The 11,161-nt window shown below is 62.7% G+C and carries 11 protein-coding genes and 1 pseudogene; 3 read left to right on the top strand and 9 right to left on the bottom strand.

Annotated elements, in window-relative coordinates; genetic code table 11:
- From Y708_RS23110 to Y708_RS0105570, 5 genes and pseudogenes are all read right to left on the bottom strand, one after another.
- Nucleotides 1-195 (bottom strand): annotated as a pseudogene (locus Y708_RS23110) (histidinol phosphatase); the annotation flags it as partial.
- Nucleotides 196-442: 247 nt separating this feature from the next.
- Nucleotides 443-646, bottom strand: a complete 204-nt coding sequence (locus tag Y708_RS0105585) for a cold-shock protein (protein ID WP_028279167.1) — start codon at nt 644-646, stop codon at nt 443-445.
- 156 nt (nt 647-802) lie between these two features.
- A complete protein-coding gene (rsgA, locus tag Y708_RS0105580) occupies nt 803-1,936 on the bottom strand; it encodes a ribosome small subunit-dependent GTPase A (protein ID WP_028279166.1) in 1,134 nt (377 codons plus the stop codon).
- Nucleotide 1,937: 1 nt separating this feature from the next.
- Nucleotides 1,938-3,281, bottom strand: a complete 1,344-nt coding sequence (gene aroA, locus Y708_RS23105; RefSeq protein ID WP_035775404.1) for a 3-phosphoshikimate 1-carboxyvinyltransferase — start codon at nt 3,279-3,281, stop codon at nt 1,938-1,940.
- Between the two features lie 5 nt (nt 3,282-3,286).
- Complete coding sequence (locus tag Y708_RS0105570) at nt 3,287-3,868, bottom strand: DoxX family protein (protein ID WP_028279165.1); 582 nt, start codon at nt 3,866-3,868, stop codon at nt 3,287-3,289.
- A 206-nt stretch (nt 3,869-4,074) separates the two neighbouring features.
- Between Y708_RS0105570 and Y708_RS0105565 the strand changes: the two genes are divergently transcribed.
- From Y708_RS0105565 to Y708_RS0105555, 3 genes are all read left to right on the top strand, one after another.
- On the top strand, nt 4,075-4,836 hold the full coding sequence (locus Y708_RS0105565) for a sigma-70 family RNA polymerase sigma factor (protein ID WP_035775403.1): 762 nt from the start codon (nt 4,075-4,077) through the stop codon (nt 4,834-4,836).
- Nucleotides 4,833-5,093: a mycothiol system anti-sigma-R factor gene (rsrA, locus tag Y708_RS0105560; protein WP_028279163.1), complete on the top strand. Its 261-nt coding sequence runs from the start codon at nt 4,833-4,835 to the stop codon at nt 5,091-5,093. The genes Y708_RS0105565 and rsrA overlap by 4 nt, the downstream gene beginning before the upstream one ends.
- 291 nt (nt 5,094-5,384) lie before the next feature.
- Nucleotides 5,385-6,350 carry a zinc-binding dehydrogenase gene (locus tag Y708_RS0105555; RefSeq protein WP_028279162.1) on the top strand — a complete coding sequence of 322 codons (966 nt, stop codon included), beginning with the start codon at nt 5,385-5,387 and terminating at the stop codon, nt 6,348-6,350.
- Nucleotides 6,351-6,362: 12 nt separating this feature from the next.
- On the opposite strand, the gene Y708_RS0105550 is transcribed toward Y708_RS0105555, so the two are convergent.
- The 4 genes from Y708_RS0105550 to Y708_RS28180 form a co-directional block, all read right to left on the bottom strand.
- Entirely contained in the window at nt 6,363-6,977 is a 615-nt protein-coding gene (locus tag Y708_RS0105550) for a PadR family transcriptional regulator (RefSeq protein ID WP_028279161.1), read from the bottom strand.
- Nucleotides 6,977-7,831, bottom strand: a complete 855-nt coding sequence (locus tag Y708_RS0105545; RefSeq protein ID WP_028279160.1) for a DUF4097 family beta strand repeat-containing protein — start codon at nt 7,829-7,831, stop codon at nt 6,977-6,979. The genes Y708_RS0105550 and Y708_RS0105545 overlap by 1 nt, the downstream gene beginning before the upstream one ends.
- Before the next feature lie 222 nt (nt 7,832-8,053).
- Nucleotides 8,054-8,653, bottom strand: coding sequence for a GDSL-type esterase/lipase family protein (locus Y708_RS0105540; RefSeq protein WP_028279159.1), 600 nt, complete (start codon nt 8,651-8,653; stop codon nt 8,054-8,056).
- A gap of 113 nt (nt 8,654-8,766) precedes the next feature.
- Nucleotides 8,767-11,161 (bottom strand): multifunctional oxoglutarate decarboxylase/oxoglutarate dehydrogenase thiamine pyrophosphate-binding subunit/dihydrolipoyllysine-residue succinyltransferase subunit (locus Y708_RS28180; RefSeq protein WP_035775402.1); only part of this gene is annotated, 2,395 nt, incomplete at its 5' end.

Genomic DNA, 11,161 nt, shown 5'->3' with positions numbered 1-11,161 from the left:
GCGCGGCCTTGCCCGCGACAACTGGCCGCGGATAGCATCCTCGGCCGACTTGTCCGCGTCGGTGACTGGAGTGTAGTCAGGCTTCGTCTCCACCTTGAGGTCCTGGGCCTTGAAACGGGACATGGTCTGGTCGTCAACCGAGTCGGCCATCACGTGGGCAAGGCGCAGGTCATCGTTGTAACTTTGGAGATTCATATCCATCAACCTATCGCGTTGAGCGCTTACGGCGCGGGACCGGGGCCATGTCCGATGGGATATCCCATCGAACTGCTTGGTTCAATGGGACGGCGGACAATCCCACTGAACGGCACAGTTCAGCGGGATATCCCGGACGACGATGGGACCGGTGCGGGTCAGACCCCACCCCCGTTAAACACCGAAGGACGCCGACCGTGAGGTCGACGTCCTTCCGCGAGTCCGCCGGAGCGGACTTGAAGTTCAGTTAGAGAACGGTGATGTTCTCAGCCTGTGGGCCCTTGGGGCCCTGGGTGGTCTCGAAGTTGACCTTCTGGTTCTCTTCGAGCGCACGGAATCCACCGGAGTTGATCGCGGAGAAGTGTGCGAATACGTCGGCGCCGCCGTCATCAGGAGCGATGAATCCAAAGCCCTTTTCAGCGTTAAACCATTTGACTGTACCTGTTGCCATTTTTGTTATTCCTTGAAAGTGAGGATCCCCCCGTACTTCGGGGTTCCTGTCGCGGTGTTCGTCTTCGCTTGTCAAAAAAGCTTTCGAACTCCGGGTGGAGAAATCAAGGCTTAAAATTTAATGCGCAACACAACAACTGAAAACAGTCTATCAGGCTTACTGGGTTCCAAGTTCCTTTGCCTCCTGAGCGTGCTGCCGCGGGTCTGGTGCGCCCGCTCCCAGCAGTCGCCGCAGGGAGGCCAATCGAACCGGTCCTGCCTCTCCCGCCTGCCCTCCGTCGACCCATGGATCCAGTCCGCAGTTGACTGCACGGGTGTCATGGCGGCAGCCACGTTCGCAGTCCGCGGTGCCGGGCTCAAGGTCGGGAAACGCCTGCAGGATGCGGTCGGCATTGACGTGTGCCAGTCCAAAGGAGCGGATGCCCGGCGTGTCAATGATCCAGGTTCCCGGGGCGGAATCGCCGGCTTTCAACGCAATCGCGGAAGACGAGGTATGCCGCCCGCGTCCCGTCACAGCGTTCACACCGCCGGTTGCACGGTTGGCCCCTGTCAGCGCGTTCACCATAGTTGACTTGCCCACGCCGGAATGCCCCAGCAGCACGCTCACCTTGCCATCCAGCTGCGCCTTCAGCCCCGCGACGGCGGACTGGAACAGCCGCGCGGACGCGCCACTGTCGGAGATGGTTTCCACCCCGTCTTCGTCGCTGGCCGTGCGGCTGATGACGATGTGAAGATCGAGGTGGTCGTAGTTGGCCAGGAGACCCGCCGGATCCTTGAGATCCGCCTTGGTGACGCAGAGCAACGGCTGGATGCCGGCGTCGTACGCCGCCACCAGGGCGCGGTCGATGAAACCCGTGCGCGGCTCCGGGTTCGCGGCGGCCACCACAATCACCAGCTGATCGGCATTGGCAACCACCACCCGTTCCACCGGGTCCGTGTCGTCGGCACTGCGGCGAAGAACCGTTCGCCGTTCGTGGACCCGCACAAGGCGCGCCAGCGAGTCAGGGCCGCCTGAAACATCGCCCACCAGAGACACCAGGTCGCCTGCCACCACAGGGGTGCGGCGCAGCTCTCTCGCACGCGCCGCGACAACAATGCGCTCGTCCGCGGTGTCCTCATCAACGACGGCGGTATAACGTCCACGGTCCACGGTGACAATTCGGCCGGTCACGGCGTCGTCGTGGGCGGGACGTTCCTTGGTGCGCGGACGTGTTCCCTTCTTATTTGGGCGGATCCTGACATCTGATTCATCCCAGGGGCGCGCGCCTCTCCGGGTTTCTGGCGGTGGCACGCTAAGAGACCCCTATGGGGCCGGCAGTCATCGTCATGGCCTGCCACAGCTCGGGGAACTGGGGCATGGTTTTCGCGGTGGTGCCGATGTTCTCGACCTCCACCCCCTCCACCGCAAGACCAAGGATTGCGCCCGCCGTTGCCATGCGGTGGTCCTCGTAGCTTCTGAAGACGCCACCGTGCAGCCCCGCGGGCCTGATGACCAGACCGTCCTCCGTCTCCTCGGCGTCTCCGCCAAGCCGGTTGATCTCCGCAACCAAAGCCGCGAGCCGGTCCGTTTCGTGGCCTCTGAGATGGCTGATCCCGGTCAGCACCGACGGCGTGGAGGCCAGCGCGCACAGCGCGGCCACTGTTGGGGCGAGCTCGCTGGTATCGGCGAGGGCGGCACCGGTGATGGCATCGCCACCGCTCACAGTGAGCGTTCCGTTCTCAAGTACGACGACGGCGCCCAGCTGGGGGAGAATGGTGCGCCACTGGTCTCCCACCTGGGTGGTGTTTTCGGGCCAGTCCGGAATCCGGACCGTTCCGCCGGTGGCAACCGCAGCGGCGAGGAAGGGCCCGGCATTGGAGAGGTCCTGCTCAATGCGGATCTCAAACGCGGGAATGGGCCCGGGCTCCACGCGCCAGTGATCCGGTACGGAATCGTCCACCTTTACGCCCACACTCCGCAGCACGGTGACGGTCATGGCAATGTGGTCAAGGCTGGGTACTGGCTTTCCCACGTGCTCAAGATGGAGACCATCGGCAAACCGGGCGCCAACCAGGAGCAGCGCGGACACAAACTGTGATGACGCGCTGGCATCGACCACGAGCCTTCCTCCCCGCACGGTGCCCGTCCCGGCAACCGTGAACGGGAGGGATCCGTCGTCGTTGTCCCCCACCTCGACGCCCAGCCCGCGCAGGGCGTTGATGATGGCACCCATCGGCCGAAGCCGGGCATGCGGGTCGCCGTCGAAGGCGGCATTGCCGGCGCGCAGGGCGGCCACCGGCGGAGCAAAACGCATGACGGTACCCGCCAGACCGCAGTCCACTGCCACGTTTCCGGAACTGCCGCGCGGAATGGGACTCACCAGAAGATCGGGGCCGAAGAGGCCGTCCCCGTCCACTTCACGGATGCCGGCACCCAATGCCCTCAGGGCGTCGATCATCAGAGCGGAGTCCCGCGAGTGCAGAGGCGCTCGGAGGCAGCAGGGAGCATCGGCGAGCGCCGCCAGGATCAAATACCGGTTGGTGAGCGACTTGGAACCGGGAAGCCGGACCGTGGCGTCGATCGGAGTCTTCAGAAACGGGGCACGCCAGTGTGGATCGGTGCGGGGGCCGGCCCCGGTGACGGAAGGGGCAGGCATGGCTCCTAGCTGCCCACCACGTCGGCGGCGGTCTTACGCACGGCTTTGTCCGCCTTCCGCAGCTGCTTCTCGGTGTCGCGTGCGATGGAGCGGGCGTTCCTGCGCGTGTCGTAGCTGATGGCCTTAGCGTTTCTCTTTGCGCCCGAGGCAAAATGCTCGGCACGCCAGGCGAGTCCCGGACGGCCATTGGTGTCCACCGCCGCGATCAGGACCGCACCAATGAGTGAGAGATTCTTCAGCAGCTGGTTGCGGCGATCCTTTCTGGCCGCCGGGGTCGAGGAGTCTGCGGCGTTGAAATCGGTCAGTGTGTTGACCGCCGATGTGCCGACCAGGAGCACGGCGGCGAGCCGGGAGAAACGGCCAATTGCGAGCATGGCCGCGGCGCCAACCTGGGTGGCGCCCAACAGCTGGGCAACGAGCTTCTCATTGTCGGTTACCGCGGCCGCAGCTGGCACTACTTTCGCCAACCGGTCCAGGGTGGGGCGAAGGGAGGAACCGGTTGACTCTGCGTTCCGCAGGCGGTCGAGGCCGGTCAACACAAAGCTGCTGGCGAGCAGTGGGCGGGCTAGTACGCGAACAACTGTCACAATTGCCTCCTGGCTTTTGGTGCGCACAGGCACCGGATCAATTTTTGAAACTTGCGGGGCACGTTTGTGTCTAGTTTTGCACTTTTAGCCCCACTAGGCGATCCGTAGGGCGTCCGGTGGAATATCCGCCGATATCTGCAGGTTGTAGATGATTGAGAGTGGCCCGGTCAGGGCTGCCACGGTAACGCAACCTAAAGAAGGTGGATATGGCGCCCGCAACATCCGTGCTTACGCAGGCACCGCGGTTTCAGCTCGAGTTCACACCCGGCAAACCACCCGCGCGTGGACGCGTAGACTTTTCCGTAATGGACACAACAGCCCCGGCAGGCAGCAACCCTGCCGAAGACGCCCAACTTGATGTTTCCGCAGAGTCGGAAACGGACCGCAAGGCACGTTTCGAGCGGGATGCGATGCAGTATGTGGATCAGTTGTATTCCGCAGCTATGCGGATGGCCCGCAATCCAGCTGATGCGGAGGACCTGGTGCAGGAGGCCTATACCAAGGCATTCTCCGCGTTCCACCAGTACAAGCCGGGCACCAATCTGAAGGCGTGGCTATACCGCATTCTGACCAACACCTACATCAACCTGTACCGTAAGCGGCAGCGCGAACCTTTGCAGTCGCATTCGGACACCATCGAGGATTGGCAGCTCGCCAAAGCTGCGGAACACACTTCGGCAGGTCTCCGGTCAGCCGAAACCGAAGCTCTGGACCATCTTCCGGACTCAGATGTGAAGAATGCACTCCAGTCGATTCCAGAGGAATTCAGGCTCGCCGTCTACTTCTCCGACGTCGAGGGCTTTGCCTACAAAGAAATTTCAGAAATCATGAACACCCCGATTGGAACCGTGATGTCGCGGCTGCACCGGGGTCGCAAGCTGCTGCGGGAGCTACTTTCGGAATACGCGCATGAGCGCGGGATGGGCGTAACCGCCAAGACCCCCGCGACGCAAGGGAGTGAAAAATGAGCGACTGCCATAGCCTGGGCGACTGCGACGACTCACGGATTGAACGCCTGTATGAGTACCTTGACGGTGCGCTCTCGCACAAAGACCTCGTGGAGATCAAGGACCATCTGGAGGACTGCCCGGAGTGCGCCGAGGAACACAATCTCGAATGCGTGATCCGTTCGGTGGTGAAGCGATCCTGTACTGAGGTGGCTCCCTCAACCCTCAAGGCGAGCATTCTCGAGCGGATCAGCCAGATCAAGACCGTGGACCACTAGCAACGCTGGACCACTGGCAACGCCAAAACCCCCGTACTTTCACTGAAGTACGGGGGTTTTGCGTGTCCGCTGATCATCTGGATCAGGCGTTGGGGCGCTTACCGTGGTTAGCGCCGCCCTTCTTGCGGTCGCGCTTCTTGCGTGCTCGCTTGCTCATGGCTGCCTCCTTACATGTGGCTGAAGAACTGCAGTCCAGTCTCCCACACGCCGGTGTCCGCGACCTAAACCCTCGGTCCACCCAGCCCACCCTAGGATGGATGGACCAAGCCAATGTAGAAGGAGTTTTTGGGCATGCGCGCAGTTTACGTCGACTCATTTTCCGCCGATACCCCTTTGAGTGGGCTGAGGGTGGGCGGGTTCAACCCGCAGCAGCCGCCCGCGGGCTTTGTCCGCGTCACAGTGAGGGCCTCAGCACTCAACCATCACGACCTCTGGTCCCTGAAGGGCATTGGACTCAAGCAGGAGTTGCTTCCCATGGTTCTGGGCTGCGACGCCGCGGGCGTGGACGACGACGGCAACGAGGTCATTGTGCATGGCGTCATCTCTTCTGCGGAATGGCGGGGAGACGACACACTGGATCCACAGAGGTCCCTGTTGTCCGAACGCCATCCAGGAACTATGGCCGACGTCGTCTGGGTTCCTCAACGGAACCTTGTTCCCAAACCGGCCGAGCTCAGCTTCGAAGAGGCCGCGTGCCTGCCGACCTCCTGGCTCACGGCATACCGCATGCTGTTCACCGTCTCCGGTGCCGCACCGGGTTCCACAGTTCTGGTGCAGGGCGCCGGGGGAGGCGTGTCCACTGCGCTGATCGCACTGGCAAGCGCAGCAGGATTCCGGGTGTGGGCCACCAGCCGCAGTGCCTCCAAGCAGGAGCAGGCGCGGGCACTCGGTGCTGCGGACGCGTTCGACGCCGGCGCGCGCCTTCCGGAGCGGGTGGACGTCGTTTTTGACTCAGTGGGTGAGGCCACTTGGTCTCATTCGCTGAAGTCGCTGAAGCCGGGAGGCGCCGTCGTGACGTGTGGCGCCACCAGTGGCCCGTCACCGGCCGCGGATCTGAACCGGGTGTTCTTCCTGCAGTTAAAAGTGCTCGGCTCCACCATGGGCACCCGCGACGAATTGGAGCGGTTGACCCGGTTCCTGGTGGCCACCGGCCTGCGGCCGGAAATAGATTCCGTCTATGAGCTGGCGGATGCTGAGGCTGGCTTCAGGAAGATGGCCGACGGCGACGTCTTCGGCAAGATCGTGTTCAGCCACTGATCTTCCGGAGCTTTAGTCCGGTCTACTGCCCAACGTTGCCCGGATGGCCACGTGGGCCTGATGGAGTACGGTGCGAACCGTTTCCGCGGTGACATCGCTAATTCCGGCGTTGCCACCGGCCGTGTGACGCCTCAGGTCCATGCGCACATCGTCGCGGAACTGGTTGACGAGGTGTTCGAGTTCCTTCACAGCGCGGTGTCCCAGCACGTCCGTGGTCTGGGTCGACCGGCGGGCGGTGCGTTGTGCGGATTCGGCCGAAGCTGCCATTTCGGCGCGCAGCCCCTGCATGTTCCTGCGGATATCCCCGCGCAGATCATCCGCGAGCCGCCGCACGGAATCCGCGATGTCCTCTTCAATGCCTGCCAGGTCCTCCTGCCGCTCCTTTAGTTCGGCCTGGCCGGCCACGGTGATGCTGTACCTGGTGCGTCGGCCGTCGGTGGCGGTGGACACGAGTCCTTCGACCTCGAGCTTGGACAGACGGGGATAAATTGTTCCGGCGCTGGGGGAGTAGGTGCCCCCGAACCTGTCGCTGAGCGCCTTAATGATCTCGTAGCCGTGTTTGGGGCCGCCGTCGAGCAGGGAGAGCAAATACAGCCGGAGGGCGCCGTGGGCGAAGACCGTGGGCATCAGAGCGTTCCGTCGTGCAGCTCGATCCCGGCGCTATCTCTCCTGGCGTCGGAGTCGCGGTGAAAAATGGCGATGTCTCCAGACACGGAACTGGCATGGATGTTCATGCGCTTGCTGGTGGTTCCCGGTTCGCTGTGGGTGTTCTTGCCGCGGCCGGAGAGCCGCTGGTCATTGACTGTCAGGGTGCCGGACACCGACTTTGACGAAACCTCAATGCCGATCTCGCTGGAGAGGCGGATGCTGACGTTTCCGGACACGGTTTTCAGGGCAAGGTCCCGCGGAGTGCCCAGCAGGTCCAGCGTGGTGTCTCCACTGACGCTGTTGGTCCGGATCGACTCAAGATAGCCGGGCGCGGTAATTTCCCCCGATACGCTCTTGGCCACCAGACGCCCCGAGTGATGACGCACGATGGCTTCGCCGCTGACGGTGCCGATGGTCAACAGGCCGGCCGTGTCGTCAGCCATCACGGATCCGGACACGGTGTCTAGGGTGGTGTCGCGAGTTCCGCAGGCCAGGCCGTCCCCGTTTACGGTGTGCAGGGCGACGGTGGTTCCGGCTGGAACGGCGATACTGATGACGGCGCGTTCCCTGGTTCTTCCGGTGACTACCTGTCCGCTCATGCCCAGCCAGCCCAGTCCGCGGCTGCCCGCCGTCTGGTGCCTGAGTTCCAGCACGCCGTTGGTGAGCGACACATCGATGGGCTGGCCGCTGACCTCGGAAACCTCAACTCGCGTCATGGGCTCATCATGAACCAGGACGTCAATCCGCCCGGCGATGATGCCCGCTTTCACCTTAGTCACACCGTCGACATCAATAGTCCGCGGCTCATCAACGCTCCACTGATTCTCTTCCACAATTTCCTCCAACCTTATTCAACACGATATATCGCGAATAAAGTCAAGATATATCGCGTCTCAAACTTAAGCAAGAAAAATCTGGATCCGGACGGGTGAAATGGTGCGGATGGAACGGGAGGAGGCGCCGTGAAAGGCGGCTTTAAACCCGGGAGGTCGCCCAGCGACCGAGCGGGTTTCGTTGCCGCCGTGCGGCGACTTCTCCCGTTCGAAAGGGAGCGATCACTCAGGCGCCGGAACATCCAGCCACTGGAACCACCCACGATGCAGCACCAACCAGGCCATGAGCCCGTAACCCGCCTGTCCGGGCGTGCCGCCGTTCGCTGCTAGATCGGAGCGCCACTGTTCGTGGGCCTGGAGCGGGGAGAAGGTGTCGACGTAAACGTGCTTGCGCCGGGTGGTTACGTCGGCGAAGGCCGCGGAGAGGTCGGCGAGCCTGCGGTTGCGGTCGGAGTCCAGACCGGGCGGCGGTCCGACCACCAGAACTTTGACGCTCATTTGGGCGGCGCCGTCGAGGATGTTGGCAAGGTTCAGGCGGCTTCTGGCAGTGGAGAGTTCCAGATCGAGGTCCCGGTCCGAGAGCCCAATAACCAGGCGGTTCTCGAAGCCGTCATCGAAGCGGCGTCCTGCCTCCTGCAACCATCGTGAGGCAAGTGCCTCGGTTCCTTCCCTCGGCGCTGCAAGACTGAATGCTTCCAGCAGGACGTTGTCCGGAGCCGTCCGGGCAAGCACTCTGCCAAGCCAGCCGAGCGCCCTGGGGTCTCCCAGTCCGGCGAGCAGTTCGTCACCGACGGCGGTCAGTCGGATTCTGCGTTGTTCCACGGGATACCTTTGGTTGAGTTTGTTGAATCAGGGCCGCCCGGACTGCGGGTTGGAAACTATGAGGTGCAGGTGCCTGTGGTTCCTGCACCTCACCATGCTTACCGCATTCAGCGCTACTTGCGGTCGAATGCCTTCTTGATCAGAATGTCCTGTTCGACTGCATGCCGCTTGGCGGATCCGGTTGCCGTTGACGCAGATGCTGGACGCGATGCGAGGGTCAGCTCCCGATCGAGGTGAACTGGCAGGTTCAGGCCGATGAACGGCCACGGACCCTGGTTCGCAGGCTCGTCCTGCGCCCACACGATGTCGGCATTGGGGTAATCGGAAACGGCGGACTTGATTTCCTCGACAGGCAGGGGCGCGAGCTGCTCCACCCGCACAATGGCCGTCTTCTTGTCGTCGGCCTTCTGGCGTGCGGCCAGAAGGTCGTAGTACATCCGGCCGGACACGAGGAGCACGCGGGTGACATCCTGCGGACTGAGGTCCGCTGCATCAGGAATGACCGGCAGGAAGGAGCCCTGCGTCAGGTCTTCCACCGAGCTTGCCGCAGCCTTGAGGCGCAGCAGCTGCTTAGGAGTGAAGATGACAAGGGGTTTCCGGGGCCGGCTGTATGCCTGGCGGCGCAGCAGATGGAAGTGGGACGCCGCCGAGGACGGGTTGGCCACCACCATGTTGTCCTCCGCGCACATCTGGAGGAAGCGTTCGATGCGGGCGGATGAATGGTCTGGACCCTGACCTTCATAACCGTGGGGCAGCATCAGCACCAGTGAAGAGCGCTGTCCCCATTTCTGTTCCGCGGAGCTGATGAACTCGTCGATGATGGTCTGCGCACCGTTGACGAAATCGCCGAACTGTGCTTCCCAAATGACGAGGGCGTCGGGGCGTTCCACCGAGTAGCCGTATTCGAATCCCATAGCCGCGTATTCCGACAGTAAGGAGTCGTAGATCCAGAACTTTGCCTGGCCCTCACTGAGGTCCCCGAGGGGCAGCCATTCTTCGCCCGTTGCGCGGTCGTGGAACACCGCGTGACGCTGAACAAACGTTCCCCGGCGCGAATCCTGGCCAGCAAGCCGAACGGGCACACCTTCCATGAGAAGGGAACCGAATGCTGCCATTTCCCCAAAACCCCAGTCGATTGCCCCCTCGCGGGACATCTGCTCGCGCTTCTCAAGCAACGCCTTAAGCTTGGGGTGGACGGTAAATCCGTCCGGGATGGTGACGTGGGACTTGCCAATGTGGGCGAGTGTTTCAACGGTGATCGCGGTGCTGGCGGGCACGCCAACTCCGTTGTCGGCCCGCTGTGCGATGGGACGCTCAATGTCGGCGACGGCCGCCGAGTCCTTGGTGACGATCGGGATGGGTGACGTCTGGGCCGCATGCGTCTCAGCAAACACCCGCTCCAGCCGCTCCTGGTAGTCGCGCAGCGCCTGCTCGGCCTCATCCTGGCTGATGTCGCCGCGTCCAATGAGTGCCTCCGTGTACAACTTGCGTACGGAGCGTTTGGCCTCGATCAGGTTGTACATCATGGGCTGGGTCATCGACGGATCGTCGCCTTCGTTGTGTCCTCGGCGGCGGTAGCACACCAGGTCGATGACAACGTCCTTATTGAACTTCTGGCGGTATTGGTAGGCCAACTGGGCAACGCGGACAACTGCCTCGGGATCGTCTCCGTTGACGTGGAAGATCGGAGCCTGCACCATTTTTGCGACGTCGGTGGAGTAGACCGAGGAGCGTGACGCCGTAGGGGAGGTGGTAAAGCCAACCTGGTTGTTCACGATGACGTGGATGGTTCCACCGGTGCGGTAGCCGCGGAGCTGCGAGAGGTTGAGCGTTTCAGCGACCACTCCCTGGCCGGCGAAAGCCGCGTCACCATGGATCATGAGCGGCAGAACAGGAAAGGTGTCGCCCTGGTCAAGGCGGTCCTGCTTTGCTCGCACAATGCCCTCAAGCACCGAGTCAACTGCCTCCAGGTGGGACGGGTTGGCGGCCAGGTACACCTTGGTTTCATTGCCACTGTCGGACGTGAACGTGCCCTCCGTGCCCAAATGGTACTTCACATCGCCGGACCCCTGCACAGAGCGCGGATCCTGGGTGCCCTCAAACTCACGGAACACCTGGGCATAGGTCTTGCCAGCAATGTTGGTCAGGACGTTGAGCCGGCCGCGGTGGGCCATGCCGATGGCGACCTCGTCGAGGCCGTCGTCGGCGGCGTCGGAAATAATCGCATCAAGAAGCGGGATCAGGGATTCCCCGCCTTCCAGCGAGAACCGCTTCTGCCCAACAAACTTGGTCTGCAGGAAGGTCTCGAAGGCCTCGGCGGCGTTGAGACGGTGGAGGACGCGGAACTGCTCCTCGCGGCTGGGCTTGGAGTAGCGGTGTTCAAGCTCATCCTGGAACCACTGGCGTTCCTCCGGATCCTGGATGTGCATGTATTCAATGCCAGTGGTTCGGCAGTAGGCATCGCGCAATACGCCAAGGATGGTGCGGAACTTCAGCATCGGCTTGGGC

The sequence above is a fragment of the Arthrobacter sp. H5 genome (assembly GCF_000520595.1).
Classification (GTDB): Bacteria; Actinomycetota; Actinomycetes; order Actinomycetales; family Micrococcaceae; genus Arthrobacter_D.
The sequence above is the reverse complement of the archived record's forward strand: the minus strand, read 5'-3'. Positions and strand labels throughout refer to the sequence as shown.